18 protein-coding genes are annotated in these 19818 nt (G+C 72.8%); 10 read left to right on the forward strand and 8 right to left on the reverse strand.

Annotated elements, in window-relative coordinates; genetic code table 11:
• Nucleotides 1-86 precede the first annotated feature (86 nt).
• Nucleotides 87-776: a hypothetical protein gene (locus tag NHG27_RS04595; protein ID WP_497014896.1), complete on the reverse strand. Its 690-nt coding sequence runs from the start codon at nt 774-776 to the stop codon at nt 87-89.
• A gap of 76 nt (nt 777-852) precedes the next feature.
• Nucleotides 853-1380, reverse strand: a complete 528-nt coding sequence (locus NHG27_RS04600; RefSeq protein ID WP_227747942.1) for a potassium channel family protein — start codon at nt 1378-1380, stop codon at nt 853-855.
• 144 nt (nt 1381-1524) lie between these two features.
• Between NHG27_RS04600 and radA the strand changes: the two genes are divergently transcribed.
• Together radA and disA are read left to right on the forward strand one after the other, a co-directional pair.
• A complete protein-coding gene (radA, locus tag NHG27_RS04605) occupies nt 1525-3009 on the forward strand; it encodes a DNA repair protein RadA (protein ID WP_497014897.1) in 1485 nt (494 codons plus the stop codon).
• A gap of 116 nt (nt 3010-3125) precedes the next feature.
• Nucleotides 3126-4181 (forward strand): DNA integrity scanning diadenylate cyclase DisA, encoded by a 1056-nt coding sequence (gene disA / locus NHG27_RS04610; RefSeq protein ID WP_193718329.1) that lies wholly within the window; start codon nt 3126-3128, stop codon nt 4179-4181.
• Between the two features lie 56 nt (nt 4182-4237).
• On the opposite strand, the gene NHG27_RS04615 is transcribed toward disA, so the two are convergent.
• The gene (locus NHG27_RS04615) at nt 4238-5080 is read right to left on the reverse strand and encodes a hypothetical protein (protein ID WP_497014898.1); all 843 of its coding nucleotides are present in this window, start codon (nt 5078-5080) and stop codon (nt 4238-4240) included.
• 169 nt (nt 5081-5249) lie between these two features.
• Between NHG27_RS04615 and NHG27_RS04620 the strand changes: the two genes are divergently transcribed.
• Complete coding sequence (locus NHG27_RS04620) at nt 5250-6209, forward strand: HhH-GPD family protein (RefSeq protein WP_497014899.1); 960 nt, start codon at nt 5250-5252, stop codon at nt 6207-6209.
• 44 nt (nt 6210-6253) lie between these two features.
• On the opposite strand, the gene NHG27_RS04625 is transcribed toward NHG27_RS04620, so the two are convergent.
• On the reverse strand, nt 6254-6781 hold the full coding sequence (locus NHG27_RS04625) for an amino-acid N-acetyltransferase (protein ID WP_497014900.1): 528 nt from the start codon (nt 6779-6781) through the stop codon (nt 6254-6256).
• Nucleotides 6782-6818: 37 nt separating this feature from the next.
• Complete coding sequence (locus NHG27_RS04630; protein ID WP_193718180.1) at nt 6819-7823, reverse strand: sugar-binding transcriptional regulator; 1005 nt, start codon at nt 7821-7823, stop codon at nt 6819-6821.
• 250 nt (nt 7824-8073) lie between these two features.
• Here NHG27_RS04630 and NHG27_RS04635 point away from each other — a divergent pair, with 250 nt between their 5' ends.
• The 3 genes from NHG27_RS04635 to glpK all read left to right on the forward strand — a co-directional run bounded on the left by NHG27_RS04635 (nt 8074) and on the right by glpK (nt 12497).
• Nucleotides 8074-9822, forward strand: a complete 1749-nt coding sequence (locus NHG27_RS04635) for a glycerol-3-phosphate dehydrogenase/oxidase (RefSeq protein ID WP_193718179.1) — start codon at nt 8074-8076, stop codon at nt 9820-9822.
• Nucleotides 9823-10041: 219 nt separating this feature from the next.
• The gene (locus tag NHG27_RS04640; protein ID WP_193718178.1) at nt 10042-10803 is read left to right on the forward strand and encodes an MIP/aquaporin family protein; all 762 of its coding nucleotides are present in this window, start codon (nt 10042-10044) and stop codon (nt 10801-10803) included.
• 176 nt (nt 10804-10979) lie between these two features.
• Nucleotides 10980-12497 (forward strand): glycerol kinase GlpK, encoded by a 1518-nt coding sequence (gene glpK, locus NHG27_RS04645; RefSeq protein WP_193718177.1) that lies wholly within the window; start codon nt 10980-10982, stop codon nt 12495-12497.
• A gap of 87 nt (nt 12498-12584) precedes the next feature.
• Here glpK and NHG27_RS04650 read toward each other — a convergent pair whose 3' ends face one another.
• Complete coding sequence (locus tag NHG27_RS04650; protein WP_193718176.1) at nt 12585-12947, reverse strand: hypothetical protein; 363 nt, start codon at nt 12945-12947, stop codon at nt 12585-12587.
• A gap of 40 nt (nt 12948-12987) precedes the next feature.
• Nucleotides 12988-13452, reverse strand: a complete 465-nt coding sequence (locus NHG27_RS04655; RefSeq protein ID WP_193718175.1) for a Fur family transcriptional regulator — start codon at nt 13450-13452, stop codon at nt 12988-12990.
• Nucleotides 13453-13548: 96 nt separating this feature from the next.
• Between NHG27_RS04655 and NHG27_RS04660 the strand changes: the two genes are divergently transcribed.
• Nucleotides 13549-14862: an alpha/beta fold hydrolase gene (locus tag NHG27_RS04660; protein WP_497014901.1), complete on the forward strand. Its 1314-nt coding sequence runs from the start codon at nt 13549-13551 to the stop codon at nt 14860-14862.
• Nucleotides 14863-15082: 220 nt separating this feature from the next.
• The gene (locus tag NHG27_RS04665; RefSeq protein WP_497014902.1) at nt 15083-17716 is read left to right on the forward strand and encodes a helix-turn-helix transcriptional regulator; all 2634 of its coding nucleotides are present in this window, start codon (nt 15083-15085) and stop codon (nt 17714-17716) included.
• Nucleotides 17717-17726: 10 nt separating this feature from the next.
• On the opposite strand, the gene NHG27_RS04670 is transcribed toward NHG27_RS04665, so the two are convergent.
• On the reverse strand, nt 17727-18326 hold the full coding sequence (locus NHG27_RS04670) for a hypothetical protein (protein WP_497014903.1): 600 nt from the start codon (nt 18324-18326) through the stop codon (nt 17727-17729).
• A 60-nt stretch (nt 18327-18386) separates the two neighbouring features.
• Between NHG27_RS04670 and NHG27_RS04675 the strand changes: the two genes are divergently transcribed.
• Nucleotides 18387-18515 (forward strand): hypothetical protein, encoded by a 129-nt coding sequence (locus NHG27_RS04675; protein WP_497014904.1) that lies wholly within the window; start codon nt 18387-18389, stop codon nt 18513-18515.
• Between the two features lie 210 nt (nt 18516-18725).
• Entirely contained in the window at nt 18726-19685 is a 960-nt protein-coding gene (locus NHG27_RS04680; RefSeq protein ID WP_497014905.1) for a hypothetical protein, read from the forward strand.
• The last annotated feature ends 133 nt before the right edge of the window (nt 19686-19818 follow it).

Below are 19818 nucleotides of genomic sequence, written 5' to 3' on the forward strand. Positions count from 1 at the left end.
GGTGCCCGCCGAGGGCCGACGAGCCCGGTGCGCGGGGAGCACCTGACCTGGTGCGCCCCGCTGCGCCGTCGCCGACGGTACCGCGGCTAGAGCGGGAACGCGGTGAAGAACTTCTCGATCTCGTCGACCGGTCCGGTCGCCTGCAGCACGACCGTGCCGTTGCGCCAGGTGACGGTCGACGTCCCCTCGGTCTCTGCGACCGGGGTGACGACATAGGTTCCCACGACCTCGCCACCGACCTCGACGTCACCCTCGGACGCGGGCTCGCCGCCCGCGTCGACGGCGGCGGCGACCAGGTCGTCGTACGCCTCCTTCGCCTCGTCGTCGGTGCCCCACTGCCCTGCCAGCACCGTGACGAGGGTCGCGTCGTCCCCTTCGGCGTCCGCGTACGTCAGCGCGTGCGCCTCGATCACCCCGGCGTCACCGTAGTCGTCGGTCGGGGCCTCCTCCCGGAGCGCGAACTGCAGGACGCTCGCAGGCAGCGCCTTCGCGAGCTCGGTGGTCGCCGACCGCTCGACCGGCTCGATCGTCGGTGTCGCGGGAGGTGCGGTGACGGTGACCTCGGCGGGCTCCTTCTCCTCGCCCCCCGAGGCGAACCCCGGCCAGACGAACGCGAGGAGGAGGACGAACCCGACCAGCAGGCCGACGAGGAGCACCAGGGCGACCAGGCGCCGTCGTGCGAAGACGTCCGACGAGGGACCGCGGTGGTGACGGCTGTCCCTCAGGCCCGGACGGTCCTGGGACGGTGGACGCGGCCGCCCCGTCTGCTGGCTCATGGCACTCTCCTCGTGGCGACGCTGTGAAGGCGCCAGAATAGTGTGCGCCCGCACGCGTCCGTGGGAGCCGCGCTGGTCAGTCCCCGTCGAGGTGGACGTCCCGCCGCTCCGCCCGTTCCTTCATGCGCTGCGTCGCGACGGCGACCAGCACGCCGATCACGGCGAGGTCGAACAGGATCTGGACCATCGTGATGACGCGCGCCGCCTGCCCGACGGGGTGGACGTCCCCGAACCCGACGGTCCCGAGCGTGACGACCGTGAAGTACAGCGCGTCGGTGCGTGTCTCGATCCCCACGAACTCGGTGTCGCTGTGGATCGCCAGGAGGTAGTAGGCGATCGAGAAGAAGACGATGATGGGCGACAGCAGCCCGATCACGGACTGGACGCGCACGCTCGGCTCGCGACCCGCGCGGAGCTGGCGCCGCACCTGGAACCTGACGAGGTAGCACAACCCCAGGAAACCGACCGCGAACAGCAGGATCTGCACCCACTCGCGGTCGGCGTCCCCGAGCGGCACGCCGTAGTAGAGGAGCAGGCACGCCGCGAGCGAGCCCAGGGTGGTGATGACGGTCCACCACGGGCTGTCCTTCCGGAGCCTGCGCATGGCTTCATGATGGGCAGGGGCCGGGCCGCGCGCCATCGGGACCACGTTCCGCCGCCCCCGGGCGGGCGCCCCTCGCCGCCGACGGCGCGCCGCGCGGGCCGCGACCCCGCCGGGCTGTGGGTGCCGACGGCTAGCGTGACGCGCGTGACCACATCGACCTCCGCCTCCCGTGCCACGAGCAAGCGCCCGGCCAAGCCCGCCTACCGCTGCAGCGAGTGCGGGTGGACCACGGCCAAGTGGGTCGGCCGCTGCGGCGAGTGCCAGGAGTGGGGCACCGTCACGGAGGAGGCCACGGCGAGCGCCGGGCCCCGGACCGCGGCGGTCGCCCCGACCCGCAACCCGGCGCGGCCCATCGGAGAGATCGACGTCGAGACCGCGCGCGCCACGCCCACGGGCGTCGCCGAGTTCGACCGCGTGCTGGGCGGCGGCCTGGTCCCGGGGGCCGTGGTCCTGCTCGCGGGAGAGCCGGGCGTGGGCAAGTCGACGCTGCTGCTCAAGGTCGCGAGCAACGTCGCGGCCGGAGTGAGCGACAAGGTGCCGTCCCCGGGCGACTCCCCGCGCCCGACGCCGCAGCCTCGCACGGTCCTGTACGTCACGGGCGAGGAGTCGGCCGGGCAGGTCAGGTTGCGGGCCGAGCGGGTGGGCGCGCTCGCGCCGGGCCTGCTGCTCGCGGCCGAGACGGACCTCGCGACCGTGCTGGGGCACATCGAGGCCACGAACCCCGCGATGCTCGTCGTCGACTCGGTGCAGACGATCGCCTCGGCGCAGGTCGAGGGCGCCCCCGGCGGCGTGAGCCAGGTGCGCGAGGTCGCCGCGGCGCTCATCGCCGCGGCCAAGGAGCGGGACCTGCCCGTGATCCTCGTCGGGCACGTGACCAAGGACGGCTCGGTCGCCGGGCCGCGCACGCTCGAGCACCTGGTGGACGTCGTGTGCCAGTTCGAGGGCGACAGGCACTCGCGCCTGCGGCTCGTGCGAGCCGTCAAGAACAGGTACGGGCCGACCGACGAGGTCGGCTGCTTCGACCTGTCGGAGACCGGGATCGTGGGTCTCACGGACCCCAGCGGGCTGTTCATGTCGCACTCGGGGGCCGGCGCCCCCGGCACCTTCATCACCGTGACGCTCGAGGGGCGTCGCCCGCTCGCGCTCGAGATCCAGTCCCTCGTGGTCCCCAGCTCGCTGACGAACCCGCGGCGCACCACGAGCGGCGTGGACTCGAGCAGGCTCGCGATGATCCTCGCCGTCATGCACCGGCACGCCGGGGTCCGCCTGGTCGACCAGGACGTCTACGTCTCGACGATCGGCGGCGCCCGCGTCACCGAGCCCGCGGCGGACCTCGCGATCGCGCTCGCGACGTTCTCGGCCCGCGAGGACCAGGTCATGCCACCCGGGACCATCGCGATCGGCGAGGTCGGGCTGGCCGGCGACATCCGCCCGGTCTCCGGCCTGGACCGGCGCCTGGGCGAGGCCGCGAGGCTCGGCTTCACCCGTGCCGTGGTTCCTCGCGGGTCGTCCCCCAAGCCCCCTGCGGGCATGACCGTGCTGCCCGCGCAGCACCTGGGCGAGGCCGTCGAGCTGGCGCGCGCCGGTCACCTTCCCTCGCAGCAGGAGCGCACGCGCTTCGACGAGTGAGAACCGTTGCGCCATCGTGACCTCCGGTCGTCCCAGGAACGGTGTTTTCTCGCCCCTCGAACGGCCCGGCAGCGTAGGATGCCCACGTGGCCAACTCCCCTGTGCACCCTGACGACATGCTCCGGGAGACCCTCGCAGCAGTGGCTCCGGGCACCGAGCTCCGCGACGGCCTCGAGCGCATCCTGCGTGGCCGGACGGGCGCACTGATCGTCCTCGGCCTGGACAAGGTCGTCGAGACCATGTGCTCGGGTGGTTTCGTGCTGGACGTCGGTTTCTCCGCGACCCGCCTGCGCGAGCTCTCCAAGATGGACGGCGCCGTGGTCCTCGACCGGGACGCGAACCGCATCCTGCGCGCGGCGGTCCAGCTCCTGCCGGACGCGACCATCGAGACCACCGAGTCGGGCACGCGCCACCGCACCGCGGAGCGCGTCGCCAAGCAGTGCGGGTTCCCCGTCATCTCGGTCAGCCAGTCCATGCGGATCGTCGCGCTGTACGTGGGCGGTCAGCGCTACGTGCTCGAGGACTCGGACACCATCCTCTCCCGTGCCAACCAGGCCCTCGCGACGCTCGAGCGCTACCGCGCCCGCCTCGACGAGGTCAGCGGCACGCTGTCGGCCCTGGAGATCGAGGACCTCGTCACGGTCCGCGACGTGTGCGCCGTGGTCCAGCGCCTCGAGATGGTCGGCCGCATCTCCGAGGAGATCGCGGGCTACGTCGTCGAGCTCGGCACGGACGGTCGACTGCTCGCGCTCCAGCTCGACGAGCTGATCGGCGGGATCGGCTCGGACCGCGAGTCCGTCATCCGCGACTACGTCGAGCTCGGCCGCAAGGAGCGCTCGCTCGCGGACGTCAAGAACGCCCTCGGTGCGCTCGACTCGACGCAGCTCCTCGACCTCACCCTCATCGGGCGCGTCCTCGACCTCCCGGGTGGTGGCGAGGCCCTCGACGCGGCGGTCGCACCGCACGGGTACCGGCTCCTGTCGAAGGTGCCCCGCCTGCCGGGCACCATCATCGACCGCCTGGTCTCGCACTTCGGTGGTCTCCAGAAGCTCCTGGCCGCGAGCATCGACGACCTCATGGCCGTGGACGGCGTGGGCGAGCAGCGGGCCCGCGCTGTCCGCGAGGGCCTGTCGCGCCTCGCCGAGTCGAGCATCCTCGAGCGGTACGTCTAGCCCAGCGACGCGTTGACGTCCGGCGTCCGGGGCAGCCCCGGGACCAGAGACGGGGACTACCCCTCGGGCGGGACGTCCCCCTCGGGGGTCGCCGCTCCGTCCTGCGACGGCGCCTCCCCGTCTCCGGCGGCGGGCGGCTCCGTGCCCTCCGCGGGCACGGCCGGGGCCTCGTCGGCCCCTTCTGCGGGAGCCCCGTCGGCCGGGGTCTGCGGCGCGGGCGGCGTCACGGGTTCGGGCGCGACCAGCGTGAAGGACACGGCGGGGCTCGTGAGCCCCTCGGCCTCGTTCGACGCCACGACCACGCTGTAGGTCCCCGGGAGCGTCGCCGGCAGGCCGGTGGCGCACTCGGGGGCCGAGCGTTCCCTCGTCCACGTCACGGTCTTCGGCCACTCGTCGCCCGGGGCCATGAGGAGGGGCTCGGACTCCGCGGGGCAGTCGGCCGACGACCAGATGCGCTCGCTGCCGGAGGTGATCGTGAGCTCCTGGACCGCGAACGAGGCGTCGACGAAGCACGGCCTGGAGCCCACGTGCGTCAGCGTCACGGTGAAGGACGGGTTCTCCCCGACCGCGTACTCGGTGCTCGAGGCTGCGAGCCACAGCGTGACGTCCTTGGCCTGGCAGGCCTTGTACCCGGTCGCGGCGACCTCCTGGGGAGGCGGAGGGGCGACCTTGCCCTGGGGGTCCTCCGCGAGCAGTCCCGTGCCGAACGCGATCGCGGCCCGGACGAGCATGACGACCCCGACCACGATCACCGCGAGCAGGACGAGTGCCATGGTGCGGCGCACGCGCAGCGTCCGGGACGTGGGCCTGCCGGCCGACGCGCCGCCCGGCCTGTGCCCGGGGGCCCCCGGGACCGGGTTCGACCCGGTCGGCGGCCGGGTACCTTGCGCCGTGCTCACGTGCGGCTCCGATCGACTGTCCGCGCAGGCTCGCCCTGCACTAGGGGCAACGGTACGTCGCCACGGGGGCCGTTCCTCACCGCCACACCGCGCGGCTCCCGTCGGGTGGCGGACGGGCGCGGCCCCGTCGACGCACGGGGTGCGCAGGGTCGGCGAGAATGGTCGCACCATGCCGTCCTCCCGCACCTCGCTCGACGCCCCGCGTCCTCGCACGCCCGACCGCCGACCTGCCCTGGCGAGCCTCCAGGGACCTGACCCGCACGCGGACCTGCGCGACGCCGTCGGGCAGTGGTTCGCCGCGAGCGCGCGCGACCTGCCGTGGCGGCGCGACGACTGCTCCCCCTGGGGCGTCCTGGTGAGCGAGGTCATGCTGCAGCAGACGCCCGTGGTGCGGGTCGAGCCCGCGTGGCGTGCGTGGACGGCGCGGTGGCCCGAGCCCGCGGACCTCGCGGCGGCGTCGACGGCCGACGTGCTGCGCGCCTGGGGGCGCCTCGGCTACCCGCGCCGCGCCCTGCGCCTGCAGGACTGCGCGCGCGCAGTCGTCGGACGGCACGCGGGGCAGGTCCCCCAGGACCTGGACGAGCTGCTCGCGCTGCCGGGCGTCGGGGAGTACACGGCCGCGGCAGTGAGGGCGTTCGCGCACGGGCGCCGTGCGGTCGTCGTCGACACGAACGTGCGGCGCGTCCTGGCGCGCGCGGTGGCGGGGACGGCGCTGCCCGCACCGTCGTACACCGCGGCCGAGCGCCGGCTCGCGACGCTCGTCGCGCCGACCGGGGACGCCGAGGCCGCGTCGTGGGCGGCCGCCTCGATGGAGCTCGGTGCGCTCGTGTGCACGGCACGCTCGCCGCGCTGCGACGAGTGCCCGGTCGCGGACCTGTGCGCGTGGCGGGCTGCGGGCAGCCCACCGGACGAGCACGCCGCCCGACGCCGGACCCAGGCCTGGGAGGGCACCGACCGGCAGGCACGGGGCCGGGTCATGGCCGCGCTGCGCGGCGCGGACGGGCCCGTGCACCGCGACGTCGTCGCCGGGCTGTGGCCCGACGCCGCACAGCTGGGGCGGTGCGTCGCGAGCCTGGTCGAGGACGGCCTCGTGGAGCAGGACGGCGAGGTCTACCGGCTGCCCGCCTGACGGTGCGGACGCCCCTGCCGGAGCGCCGGGCGCGAGCGCGCCCCTCAGAGCGCCAGCAGCATCCGGGTGTTGCCGAGGGTGTTGGGCTTGACCCGGGCGAGGTCGAGGAACTCGGCCACGCCGTCGTCGTGCGAGCGCAGGAGCTCGGCGTAGACGTCGGGCGAGACCGGGGTGCCCTCGATCGGCTCGAACCCGTGCGCGCGGAAGAAGTCGACCTCGAACGTCAGGCAGAAGACGCGCCGCAGAGCCAGGGAGCGGGCCCGGTCGAGGAGCTCGGTCACCAGCCGGTGCCCCACCCCCTTGCCGAGCCAGGCGCGGTCGACCGCGAGCGTGCGGATCTCGGCGAGGTCGTCCCACATGACGTGCAGCGCCCCGCAGCCGACGACCTGGGGGGCGTCCGGCTCGCCGACGTCGGCGACCACGAACTCCTGGACGGCCTCGTAGTAGCCGACCATCTCCTTGGCCAGGAGGATGCGCTCCTCGGCGTAGGGCTCGACGAGCCCGCGGATGGCGCGGACGTCCGCGGGCAGTGCGGGGCGGAGCGTGAGGGTGGTCGTGGGGCTGCTCGTCACCCGGACAATCTACGCCTCCGCGGCCCCAAGTGCGTACTCATGCACCCGACTGCATAGTTTCGATGCGCGTGCGGGCGACCGCGATGCGCCCCGTCTCCTGCTCGATCAGGTGCGAGGCCGTGATCTCGTCGATCACCAGGTGCGTCACCACACCGGCCCGCAGCGCGGCCCGCAGCGGCGCGACCTTGTTGTCGCCCGCGACCGCGCAGATGCGCTGCGGGATCCGCTTGAGCTCGTCGGGGCCGGGGCCCGTGGCCCGCTCGTTGAGCGCGATGTCCCGGTAGGTGCCGTCGGCCCGCAGGAAGACGGTGCACACGTCCCCGACCACCTTCTCGGCCTCCAGCACCGCGATGTCCTCGGGCTCGAGGTAGCCCGCGGAGTACACGTGGCTGGGCACGGCTCCCGACACCGCGCCCACCGAGAACAGCGCGACGTCGGCCCGCCGCTGGACGTCGAGCACGCGTCGCACCGACCGTTCGCGCCACATGGCCTGCTTGGTCTCGGCGTAGTCGAAGAACGCGGGCACTGGGAAATGGTGCACGTGAGCGTCGAACGCCTCGCCGTACCCGGCGATCAGGTCACCCGCGTAGTGCACCCCGGACGTGCGCGTGTTGGCCGCGCCGTTGAGCTGCACGACGGCGGAGCCCCGGGTCGGCTTGCGGCTCAGGTGCCGGGAGATCGCGGCGAGCGTGGTCCCCCACGCGATGCCGAGGATCATGTCGGAGTCGAACCACGAGCCGAGCAGGCGGGCCGTCGTGAGGGCCACCTGGTCGAGCCGGTCGACCTGCTGGGTCGAGTCCGGGACGGGCACCACGTAGGCGTCGATGCCGTAGGTGGCGGAGATGTGCGCGCCGAGCCCGGGCGCCCTGCTCTGCGTGGGGCGCAGCGTGATCTCCACCAGACCAGTCTCACGCGCCTTCTTGACCAGACGCGAGACCGTCGAGCGCGACGTGCGCAGGTGCTTCGCGATCGCCTCCATCTTCATGTCCTGGAGGTAGTACATCGAGGCCGCCCGGAGGACGTCCTGCTCACGATCCGCCATCTGCGGGTCTCCTGCCTCTGCCTTCGGCGTCTGCACGTTTGTGCACTGCGCTTGCGCGTACGTTCCTGACATGTTGACGTTAATACGTGCAGCGGCATTTCGACAGCGCTGTGCCGCGGCACGGCGCCCTCCTGGGCCCCGCCTCGTACCGCTAGCGCGGGACGCGGAGCCGTGGGAACGTCACAGGAGGGGCGCCGCACCCCCTGCCTCCCCGTGACGCACCAGATCGACGACGAGAGAAGGCCATCGGATGACTTCCAGCAGACTCACCGCAGAGTCTCGCCAGCGAGCGCTGAGCGCGCTCGAGGCGAGCACGAGCGCGGACCAGGAGCTCGACGTCCTCGTGATCGGCGGCGGCGTGACCGGGGCGGGCATCGCCCTCGACGCCGTGACCCGCGGGCTGTCGACCGCGATCGTCGAGGCCCAGGACTGGGCCGCCGGCACGTCGAGCCGCTCGAGCAAGCTGGTCCACGGCGGGCTGCGCTACCTGCAGATGCTCGACTTCCACCTGGTCCACGAGGCGCTCACCGAGCGCGACCTCCTCATCAAGGACCTCGCGCCGCACCTCGTGCGCCCCGTCCCCTTCCTCTACCCGCTCGAGCACCGTGTGTGGGAGCGCGCCTACGTCGGCGCCGGCATCGCGCTCTACGACACGCTCGCGAGCATGGCCCCCGGCAAGCGGGCCCTGCCCCTGCACCGCCACCTCTCGCGCAAGCAGATGGAGCGCAAGTTCCCCGACCTCGCGCACGACGCCGCGATCGGCGCGGTCCAGTACTGGGACGCCTCGGTCGACGACGCCCGCCTGGTCTCGACCCTCATCCGCACCGCGACCTCCTACGGCGCGCACGCCGCGTCCCGCACCCAGGTCGTCGAGCTGACCAAGGGCCCCACCGGGGCGGTCAACGGCGCGATCCTCGAGGACCTCGAGACGGGCCGCCGCATCACGGTCCGCGCCCGCGCCGTCATCAACGCGACGGGTGTGTGGACCGAGGACACCGAGGCCCTCGCCGGCTCCGAGGGAGGCCTGCGCGTGCTCGCCTCGAAGGGCGTCCACATCGTCGTCCCGCGCGAGCGCATCAAGGGCCAGGTCGGCCTGATCCTGCAGACCGAGAAGTCGGTCCTCTTCATCATCCCGTGGTCCCGCTACTGGGTCATCGGCACGACCGACACCCCGTGGGAGCAGGAGCTCACGCACCCCGTGGCGACGTCGGCCGACATCGAGTACATCCTCGAGCACGCCAACGCCGTCCTCGCCCAGCCCCTGACGCGCGACGACATCATCGGCACGTACGCCGGACTGCGCCCCCTGCTCCAGCCGGGCACCAAGGAGGGCACGAGCTCGGCCAAGGTCTCGCGCGAGCACACCACCGCGTCGCCGACGCCCGGCCTCACGGTCATCGCGGGCGGCAAGCTCACGACCTACCGTGTCATGGCCAAGGACGCGGTCGACTTCGCGATCGGCCAGCGCTCGGCGGCCCTGCCCTCGATCACGGACAAGATCCCGCTGATCGGCGCCGTGGGCCTCGACGCGGTCCGCCGCCAGGCGCGGCCGTGGGCCTCGAAGTTCGGCTGGACGCCGCAGATGGTCGACCACCTGCTGCACCGCTACGGCTCGAACCTGCGCGACATCGTCGCCCTGTGCGAGGCCGACCCCACGCTGGCGAAGCCGCTCGAGCACGCACCCGCCTACCTGCGGGCCGAGATCAGCTACGGCGTGACCCACGAGGGTGCGCTCCACCTGGAGGACCTGCTCCTGCACCGCACGCGCCTCAACTACGAGGTGCTCGACCGCGGGCTCGGCGCTCTCCCGGAGATCGCCGACATCGCGGCACCGCTCCTCGGCTGGAGCGACGAGCAGCGGGCTGCGGAGATCGAGTCCTACACGGCTCGCGCGGCGGCCGAGGAGGCCGCCGAGCAGGAGCCCGACGACGCCACGGCCGAGCGCACCCGGCTCGCCGCGGACGACATCGCCCCGCTCAAGCCGCTCGACGCCTCCTGACCGGCCTGCCTTCCTGACCATCCCCTGACCGCCCGGAGCCTCGGCTCCCCGAGAACAACTTCATCCGCCGGTCCCCGGCCCGTTCGGCTCACGTCGACGGACCGGGGGGCGGCACCCCCCCAACCTCACGGTGCGCACCTCGCGGCGCACCGGGGCCCCGCCGCACGGATGCGCCGGGGTGGTTGCGACAACGAAGTCCACCAAGAAAGAGAGAACCTGATGGACACACTCATCCTCAACGCCTTCTGGTCCGAGATCCTCGGCACCGCGACCCTGATCCTGCTGGGTGCCGGCGTCGTGGCCAACGTGATCCTCCCCAAGACCAAGGGCTTCAACGGCGGATGGCTCCTCATCAACTTCGGATGGGGCCTCGCTGTCTTCACCGGCGTCTACGTCGCGTACAAGTCGGGTGCACACCTGAACCCGGCGGTGACCATCGGTCTCTTCACCGCGGACCGGCCCTTCTACCAGGTCACGGGACCTGAAGGGATCCTCACGGCCACGATCGAGCCGACCGTGAGCAACATGTTCATCTACTTCGGTGCACAGATGATCGGTGCGATCGTCGGTGCCGTGCTCGCGTTCGTCGCGTACAAGAAGCACTTCGACGAGGAGGCGCCCGCCGCCACCAAGCTCGCGGTCTTCTCGACCGGCCCCGAGCTCCGCTCCTACGGCTGGAACTTCGTCACCGAGGTCATCGCGACGTTCGTGCTCGTGTTCTTCGTCGTCGCGTCGGGCAACACGCCGTCCGGTCTCGGGCCGCTCGCGGTCGCACTCGTCGTGGTCAGCATCGGTGCGTCGCTCGGTGGTCCCACCGGGTACGCCATCAACCCTGCTCGTGACCTGGGTCCCCGCATCGCCCACGCCCTCCTGCCCATCCGTGGCAAGGGCTCGAGCGACTGGGCCTACTCCTGGGTCCCGGTCGCAGGTCCGCTCGTCGGCGGCGTGCTCGCCGGCCTCCTCGGCAAGGCCTGGGGCTGATCCCGGGCACCTGCCCTGACCTACCCGCGCGACCGGGGCGTGGGCGACCCGCCCCGGTCACGCGGCCACCCGCCGTCGGGCACGGCCGCCCCGCGCGATGCCCACGGCCCCCTGCTCCTCCGCCGCGCCCGGCGCGGCGCCCCCTCGACACCTCCGACGTGAAGGACTGACACACCATGGCCGACTACGTTCTCGCCATCGACCAGGGAACCACCAGCTCCCGGGCCATCGTCTTCAACCACTCCGGGCAGATCGTCTCCTCCGGTCAGCTCGAGCACGACCAGATCTTCCCGCGGGCGGGCTGGGTCGAGCACAACCCGGAGCAGATCTGGAACAACGTCCGCGAGGCCGTGGGCCTCGCCCTGACCCGCGCGAACGTGACCTACACGGACATCGCCGCGGTCGGCATCACCAACCAGCGCGAGACCGCGGTCGTGTGGAACCGCAGGACGGGCAAGCCCGTCTACAACGCGATCGTCTGGCAGGACACGCGCACGCAGAAGATCGTCGACGACCTGGGTGGCGACGCGGGCCCCGAGAAGTACAAGTCGATCGTCGGCCTGCCCCTCGCGACCTACTTCTCGGGCCCCAAGGTCAAGTGGATCCTCGACAACGTCGAGGGTGCCCGCGAGGCCGCCGACGCCGGCGACCTCGTGTTCGGCAACACCGACACCTGGGTGCTGTGGAACATGACGGGCGGCGTCGACGGCGGCGTGCACGTCACGGACGTGACCAACGCGTCGCGCACCATGCTCATGGACCTCGACACCCTGAGCTGGCGGGAGGACATCGCGGCGGACATGGGCATCCCGCTCTCGATGCTCCCGGAGATCAGGTCGTCGTCCGAGGTGTACGGCGTCGGGCGTCCCGGCGGGCTGCTCCCGGGCGTCCCGATCGCGGGCATCCTGGGAGACCAGCAGGCCGCGACGTTCGGGCAGGCGTGCTTCGAGGTCGGCCAGGCCAAGAACACGTACGGCACGGGCAACTTCATGCTCCTGAACACGGGCACGGAGAAGGTCCAGTCCCGCAACGGTCTGCTGACCACGGTCTGCTACAAGATCGGTGACCAGCCCGCGCGCTACGCGCTCGAGGGCTCGATCGCCGTCACGGGGTCGCTCATCCAGTGGCTGCGCGACAACCTGGGCATGTTCTCGGACGCGCCCGACGTCGAGTGGCTCGCCCAGAAGGTCGAGGACAACGGTGGTGCGTACTTCGTGCCCGCGTTCTCGGGCCTGTTCGCGCCGCACTGGCGCTCCGACGCCCGTGGCGCCCTGGTCGGCCTCACGCGCTACGTCAACAAGAACCACATCGCGCGTGCCGCGCTCGAGGCCGTCGCGTTCCAGTCCCGCGAGGTCCTGGACGCCATGAACGCGGACTCGGGCGTCGACCTCACCGAGCTGCGCGTCGACGGCGGCATGGTCCAGAACGAGCTGCTCATGCAGTTCCAGGCGGACCAGCTCGGCGTGGACGTCGTGCGGCCCAAGGTCGCGGAGACGACGGCGCTCGGTGCGGCGTACGCCGCGGGCATCGCGGTCGGGTTCTGGCAGGGCGAGCAGGACGTGATCGACAACTGGGCCGAGGACAAGCGCTGGAGCCCGTCGATGGACGAGAGCGAGCGCGAGCGCCTCTACCGCAACTGGAAGAAGGCCGTGAGCAAGACCCTGGACTGGGTCGACGAGGACGTCGAGAAGTAGGTCGTCGCGTCCCGTCCCCCGGAGGGACGACGACGGAGGGTGGGGTGCTCGTCGAGCGCCCCACCCTCCGTCGTCGTGCGGCCGGTGTCAGCCGCAGTGGACGGCGAACCCGCCGCGCGTGCCCGTGTCCTCGAGGAGCCGGTAGCGCGCCTCGGTGCCGTGGTCGGCGTCGAGGGACCAGATCCGTCGTTCGACCCGGCCGGCCGACTCGTAGGCCAGGGCGATGCGGTCGTAGGCGCGGCCGTCGGCACGCCGGCCGATGACGTGGCTGGGCGCGCCGGGGCTGTTGCAGGCCAGGGTGGCCACGAACTCGTCGTCGCGCAGGGTGCGCGGCGCCTCGTGCTGCTGGCGCAGGTCGGACATGCTCACGGTCCCCACCAGCACGGTCTCCTGGAGAACGGACGGCTGGTCGAGAACGGTGGTGTCGGGGGTCTGGGCGATGGTCGCCATGGTGTTCCTCTCGGTGAAGATGTGGAGCCGGTGGCGCGCGTCAGTCCGCGGCGCGGGCCGGTTCCGTCTGCTCGCAGGATCGACAGATCCCGCGGAAGGTCACGTCGGTCACGAAGACGCGCATGTCGTGGCTGTCCGACGGCACGAGGCAGGGCGCGTGCCCCACCACGCAGTCGACGTCCTCGACGCGGCCGCACACCACGCACTGCACGTGGTGGTGGTTGTCGCCCGTGCGGGTCTCGTACCGCGCACCGCCGGAGTCGGACAGGTCCGTCCGGCGGAGCAGGTCCCGCTGGTGCAGGTCCTGCAGGATGTTGTGGACGGCCTGAGGCGACGTCGACGGCAGCTCCTCGCGGAGCGCCCGGAAGACGTCGGAGGCGGTCACGTGCGGGTGCTCGTCGATGTAGGCGAGCACCGCGACGCGGCCTGCCGTCGCACGCAGCCCTCGGGCGCGGAGGTCTCCGGCCCGGTCGGTGGCGCTGCGCGGTCCCCCGGTCGTGTCCATGGCTACGACCCTACGGCCTTCTTTTGATCGAGTCAAAACAACGAACGACCCAAAGCAACGCACGCGGCTCCCTGGTGCCCCCGTAGGCTGGAGGCCGTGACCACCAGCCCCGCGCACCGGACCGCGTACACCCTCCCCGGCATCCACGTCACGGACCATGCGGTCGAGGTCCCCCTCGACTGGTTCGACGAGACCGACCCGCGACGGATCACGGTCTTCGCCCGCGAGCTCGTCGACCCGGTCCGACGGCACGAGGACCTCCCGCTGCTCGTGTTCCTCCAGGGCGGCCCCGGCGGCAAGGGCCCGCGCCCCACGGGACCGGACGGCTGGGTGGGCACCCTGCTCGCGACGCACCGCGTGATCCTGCTCGACCAGCGCGGGACGGGTCGCAGCTCGGCCGTGCGCGGTCACCACCTGGCCGCGCTCGGCGACGCGGTCGCGCAGGCCGAGTACCTCGCGCACTTCCGCGCGGACTCGATCGTCGCCGACGCCGAGCACCTGCGCCGCACCCTGTTCGGCGGGCGCCGCTGGGCCACGCTCGGGCAGAGCTACGGCGGCTTCCTCACGCTCACGTACCTCTCGCACGCCCCGGAAGGGCTCACCGCCTGCTACGTCACGGGCGGGCTCGCGGGCCTCGAGGCCGACGCGACCGAGGTCTACCGTCGCACCTACCCGCGCACGGCCGCGAAGAACGCGCGCTTCGCGGCACGCTTCCCCGACGACGTCGCGCGCCTCGCGCGCATCGCCGACCGGATCGCGGTGGGTGACGTCACCCTGCCCGACGGCGACACGCTCTCCGTGCGTCGCCTCCAGACGCTCGGCCAGGACTTCGGCATGAAGCCGGGCTTCGAACGCGTGCACTGGTTGCTGGACGAGGCCTTCGACCACGGCGACGACGACCTGAGCGACACGTTCCTGAGCGAGGTCCGGGACCTGACCTCGTACCGCACGAACCCCCTGTACGCCGTGCTGCACGAGTCGATCTACGCGTCCGGCCACGGCGCCACGGACTGGGCCGCCGAGCGGGTCCGCGCCGAGCACCCCGCGTTCTCCCCCGACTCCCGCCCGCTGCTCTTCACGGGCGAGATGATCTACCCCTGGATGTTCGAGGAGATCGCGGGGCTCCGTGCCTTCCGCGGGGCGGCCGAGGAGCTGGCCCGCCGCGAGGACTGGACCCGGCTGTACGACCTGGACGCGCTCGCGGCCAACGAGGTCCCCGTCGCGGCGGCCGTCTACTACGACGACATGTTCGTCGACGCGCACCTCTCGCTCGACACCGCGGCCCGGGTGGGGAACCTGCAGGCGCTCGTCACGAACGAGTTCGAGCACGACGGGCTGCGCACGGGCGACGTGCTCGAACGTCTCCTGCCGCTCGTGGACCAGCAGGGCGGTCCGTTGCGGGACGCCTGACCCCGTCTCCGCGCGTCCCCGCGGCACGCACGCCCCCTCCTGCCGCCGCGCACCGGGAGGAGCCGACCCGTCCGGGGTGTCACCGCGCCCCTTCCTCACGAAACGGCTTCGCGTCGCCTAAGGTGACAGATCGGAAGGCGGCGCGGTGCCGGCTCCAGTGCCAACGGCGACGCGGCCGATGGCGGGTCGCCGGGGCACCTCAGGGGAGGGCGGAGGCAGGATGCCGGCAGACAGCACCACTCCTGCCCGCATGCACGGTGCCCCCCGGGCACCCCACCTCGAGCTCGTACGAGAGCGCCTGATCGACCGGCTCGACGCCGAGGCCGCGCTGCGTGTCGTCCGTGGCCCGGCGGGAGGCGGCAAGACCTCGCTCCTCGCCGAGTGGGCCCGACGACGCTGCGCCACGGGCGTGTGGGTCACCGCGACGCCGGGCACGACCCGCTCGGAGCTGTGGCGCACCGTCGCACGGCGCACGACGCAGATCGGTCTGCTGAGGTTCGAGGGGACCACCGGCCTGGAGGACCTGACCGCCGACGCCCTGGTCACCCGCCTCACCGACGCGCTGCTCATGGTCACGGGAGACGTGCTCCTCGTCGTCGACGACTACCAGCACGTCCTGGGCGAGGAGGTGCACGACGACCTCCTGCACCTGCTGCGCGCCTGCCCCCACCTGTCGGTGGCCCTCGCGACGACGACGAGCTCGGTCCTCGAGGCACCCGTCGTCGGGCTCGAGCTGAACCGCACCGTGATCACGGCCGACCAGCTCCCGCTCACGCTGGACGAGACGGCGCGCGTGCTGCGCCAGGTCGGCGCGGACCTCGACCCCGCACAGACGCACCTGAGCACGGGCGGTCAGCCCCTCTACCTGCGGGTCGCGATGCTCGCGGCCGAGCTGGCGGGCTCCCACGGCACCCCCGCGCACGTCCAGGTCGCCGACGAGCTGCTCCGTGCCGCGGTCGACAAGCAGCTCGACGGCCCGGACCGGCGACGCTTCGACCGCCTCCTCGCACGGTGCGTCGTCCCCGAGGTCCTCACCGCGGACCTCGCGGTGGCGCTGACCCTCGACCCCGCGGCCCCCGAGCTCCTGTCCGAGCTCGAGGCCCGGGGGCTCGGTACGTGGGAGCGGCAGCCCACGGGGCGCGTCTTCGTGCTGTTCCCCGTCGTGCGGTCCCTCCTGCTGGAGTCCTGCCGGAGACAGGACCCCGAGGAGGCGCGCTCGGCCGAGGTCGCGAGCGCTCGGTGGTACCAGCAGCACGGATACGTCCTCGAAGCCGTCCGGCACGCCGTGACCGCGGGCGACCTCGCGATCGCCTCGGCTGCCGTCGCCCGGAGCTGGGCCCAGGTCTTCGAGGAGCGCACGCTCGCCGGCCTCGACGTCCTGCGCGCGGTCCCCGTGCCGGAGCTGAGTCACTGGCCGCTGCTCGCGGGGGCTCTCGCGCTCCACCACGACAGCGTGCCCGGAGGCCGGGACGAGGCCGTCGAGCTCTACCACGCGGCCCTCGCAGGGCTGCGGTCCGGGACGCGCCCCACGCCGCCGGGCGAGCGGGTCGCGCTCGAGGTCCTCGAGAGCCTCGCGCTACGGTCCACGGGCTCGGCGCAGCGCGCGCTCGACCCGGCGCGGCGCGCCGCCCGCATGCTGACCGAGCTCCGTGTCACCGAGCGCCGGGCGCTCACGCGCGAGCTGCCGCGGCTGCGCGCCGAGATCGCGCGGTCCTTGGCACGGGGCGGGTCGTCGACCGAGGCGCTCGCGATCCTCGAGGACCTCGGCGACTCCCCCGACGAGAACCCCCGGACCGTGTACGGGCTCACGCTGCGCGCGCTCGTCCACGTCGTCCACGGCAACATGCCCGAGGGACGACGAGACCTCGAGATCGTCGAGGCCTCCCCGCACGAGGAGGTGCTCCCCGGCCGCGGCCAGGACCTCTACCGCCTCACGCGGGCCCTGGTGTGCGTCGAGGCGTTCGACGCGCACGGCGCACAGGCGCACCTCGACGCCGCCCGCCCGTACCTGTCGACGCTCGAGTCCCGTCCGTTGTTCGCGCTGGCCCAGGCGTCCGTCGACCTGCTGTCGTTCGAACCGGCCCTCGGCGCCGAACGGCTGCGGCGCTACATCGAGTCCGAGCGCGGACGACAGCGGATCTCCGTGCAGGACAGCGACCGGCTGGGGTACGCCGGCGGCCTGCTCGACCTGGCCCGCGGTCGGCTGGGCGCGGTCCACGCAGCTCTGCGCGTCGCGTCCCCGACGTCCTCCCACGCCCCTCTCCTGCGGGCCCATCTCGCGCTGCTCACCGAGTCGTGGCAGGTCGCGCGCGACGTCCTCGTCGAGCACACCCCGGCCGTCGACGCACCGCCCCGGTCGCGGGTCGCGCACTCGGTGCTGCTCGCGGCGGCCCTCGTCAACGGGGACGACGAGGCGCACGCGTGCGACGCCCTCGGCAAGCTGGCCGCGATCGCCGACGACCGCGGGCTGCGCTTCGCGCTGACCCTGCCGCCACGGCGCGAGCTCCTCGCCCTCGTCGACCTGGCCGCACGCAGCAAGGACAAGACGGCGCAGCGCGTCCTGGCCTCGGCCGGTCACGTCCCGGAGACGTTCACCACCATGGTGGGCTTCCCGCAGGCGTTGACCGACCGGGAGATCGTGGTCCTCGACAGCCTGCGACGCCACGCGACCGCGGCCGAGATCTCGCTGAGCCTGACCGTCTCGGTCAACACGGTCAAGAGCCAGCTCCGCTCGGTCTACCGCAAGCTCGGGGTGCGGCGACGGGAGGACGCGCTGGCGAAGGGGATCGACCTGGGGCTCATCGTGTCCGACCACGTGGACCCGGCGTCGGCCCGGCACGAACGGTGGTGGTAGGCCGCGCGCGTCAGACGAGGTCGTCGACGATCTTGGCGGAGGCCCTGGTCCTCTCGTGCGACTCCGCGTCGTCGATCTGGAGGCCCGACGCGACGAGCGCCGCCCGGCGCAGCCACGAGAAGGCGACCAGGACGGGGTAGGTGTCCTCGCCGACGTAGACCCGACGGCGCCACGAGGCCCACGCGACGGCCCTCGCCAGCGCCGGCACCGGCTCGGCGAGCTCGTTGGCACGGTGCGCGACGTTCTCCCACCCGTGCTCGGCGTCGCTCATGAGCCGTGCACCGTCACGACCCAGCGGTCGGGCGAGGGCAGCGAGGCCGATGTCCTCGCGGATCTCCGTGGCCTCGGTCGGGACGAGGTCCAGCCCGTCCCGGTAGGTACCGAACGTCGAGGCGTCCACGTGGCGCCACGGGTCCCCGTCCGGGAGGGAGTCGAGGAGGTCGGTGAGCGTGCCGGCGAGGAGGGTCACGGCCCGCAACCGGTGGCCCTGGGCCTGGGCCTGCATCGACTCGAGGTCGGCGACACGGTCGTACGGGTCGATCAGGGGTTCGACGAGCCCGACGGCCCACGCCGCCCAGGTGGTGTCGTCCCACGGGATCGCTGGGCTCATCGCGTCGTCGCCCCGACACGCCGGCGACGCGCCCGAGACGAGGCAGCGGCACGGTCCGACGTGATCGCGGTCGCGGGGCGCTCGCCCCTCGAAGGCCTCGTCGTCGAGGACGGTGCGCAGGTCGTGCCGCCCATGCTCCACCTCCTGCTCGTGTGCGTGTCCGCGCCCAGGTCAGCGAGCGATCGCTGACGCGGAAGTGTATCCATCACCAGTGCCTGTGCATAAGAGGCGAACGAACCCCTCCGGGGCGCGGGCGGGTGAACTTCCTGGGCACCCGGCGCGCCGTGCTCACCAGCATTCACCATCCATGGCACACGTTCCCGAGAAGTGAGGGTGAACTCCGGTGTGAAAACCGTGTTCAGACGTGAAAGTAGTGCGAAGCGGCCGCATGCTGAGGGCATGAACGTGCGGCCCCCATCCGGCACGTGCCCGGACCGGGCGCGTGAACTGCGCTCCCCGCATGCTGCGGAGGAGCAGCCCATCGGCGACGACCCCGACGCGCCCTCCGACGCCGTCCGTGCGGAGGTCGAGCGCATCGTCGCTCTCCACGACGACGCCCGGTACCGCACCGAGGTGTCCGCCTTCATCGCCGAGCACCGCGACACCTGGCGCCGGATCGCCGCACGGCTGTGCCGCGTGAACTCCGTGCAGGCCGCCCAGCACCTCGAGGACGTCGAGTCGATCGTCACGGAGACCGTGTGGGAGATGCTCGAACGGTCGAGGCAGGACCCGACGTACCTGGCCACCATGCGCTCCTTCCTCGCGATCGTCGTCTACACCGCACGGCCCAAGGTCCGCTCGTTCGTGGACCACGCGACCGCTCCGGCGTCGGGCATGGTGTCGGCGCAGCGTCGCCGCCGCGAGCTGGCTCGCACCCGGGCGGAGCTCGCCGCGCTGCGCGGCACGGTGCCGACCGTGCAGGAGGCCGTGCAGGCCACGAACGACCGCCTGGGCGCCCAGCGCTCCGACGTCGTCCGTCAGGGCATGGTCGTGACCGAGGCCGACGAGCTCGTCCTGTCGGGCGCGCTGCCGTTCGACGAGGCGCTCGACTCCTTCCCCCCGGTCCCGGACGACCAGGGCTGCGCGCTGCACCCCGTCGAAGCCCCCCACCTCGTGCGCGCGGTCGTCGACGCGGCACGGGCCGAGCACTCGACCCGCGGCCGGGTCGCCGCCCTGTGGATGTCGGAGGCGTACGGCGGGGGTGGCCCCCTGCCGGGGCAGGACACGGTCGTGTGGATCTCCCGGACTCTCGGGCTCCCCCGCCGCAGCACGCTGGCGCACATCGACCGGACCCGCGAGCTCGCCGCCCAGCACCTGCGCGCCATGGGCATCGGGGCCGATCTCCTGGAGTCCGCGTGAGCGCGGCCCCCGGCCCGCGCTCCGCAGCACCGAGGACGGGGACGACGGCGAGGCGTGCGTCGCGCAGAGGTCCGGCAGCACCGCAGGACCGGAGCAGCGGCGGCCGCCGTCCCGTCCTGCCCGCCGGTGAGCA

The sequence above is a fragment of the Oerskovia sp. 140933 genome (genome assembly GCF_059651515.1).

What these genes read in the sequence shown, in the direction of transcription:
- NHG27_RS04635 (WP_193718179.1), top strand. Translation starts at nt 8,074, where the DNA reads ATGACTTCCAGCAGACTCACCGCAGAGTCTCGCCAGCGAGCGCTGAGC.
- NHG27_RS04670 (WP_497014903.1), bottom strand. Translation starts at nt 18,326, where the DNA reads ATGAGCCCAGCGATCCCGTGGGACGACACCACCTGGGCGGCGTGGGCC.
- disA (WP_193718329.1), top strand. Translation starts at nt 3,126, where the DNA reads ATGCTCCGGGAGACCCTCGCAGCAGTGGCTCCGGGCACCGAGCTCCGC.
- NHG27_RS04600 (WP_227747942.1), bottom strand. Translation starts at nt 1,380, where the DNA reads ATGCGCAGGCTCCGGAAGGACAGCCCGTGGTGGACCGTCATCACCACC.
- NHG27_RS04680 (WP_497014905.1), top strand. Translation starts at nt 18,726, where the DNA reads ATGAACGTGCGGCCCCCATCCGGCACGTGCCCGGACCGGGCGCGTGAA.
- NHG27_RS04655 (WP_193718175.1), bottom strand. Translation starts at nt 13,452, where the DNA reads ATGGACACGACCGGGGGACCGCGCAGCGCCACCGACCGGGCCGGAGAC.
- NHG27_RS04650 (WP_193718176.1), bottom strand. Translation starts at nt 12,947, where the DNA reads ATGGCGACCATCGCCCAGACCCCCGACACCACCGTTCTCGACCAGCCG.
- NHG27_RS04630 (WP_193718180.1), bottom strand. Translation starts at nt 7,823, where the DNA reads ATGGCGGATCGTGAGCAGGACGTCCTCCGGGCGGCCTCGATGTACTAC.
- NHG27_RS04620 (WP_497014899.1), top strand. Translation starts at nt 5,250, where the DNA reads ATGCCGTCCTCCCGCACCTCGCTCGACGCCCCGCGTCCTCGCACGCCC.
- NHG27_RS04640 (WP_193718178.1), top strand. Translation starts at nt 10,042, where the DNA reads ATGGACACACTCATCCTCAACGCCTTCTGGTCCGAGATCCTCGGCACC.
- glpK (WP_193718177.1), top strand. Translation starts at nt 10,980, where the DNA reads ATGGCCGACTACGTTCTCGCCATCGACCAGGGAACCACCAGCTCCCGG.
- NHG27_RS04595 (WP_497014896.1), bottom strand. Translation starts at nt 776, where the DNA reads ATGAGCCAGCAGACGGGGCGGCCGCGTCCACCGTCCCAGGACCGTCCG.
- NHG27_RS04665 (WP_497014902.1), top strand. Translation starts at nt 15,083, where the DNA reads ATGCCGGCAGACAGCACCACTCCTGCCCGCATGCACGGTGCCCCCCGG.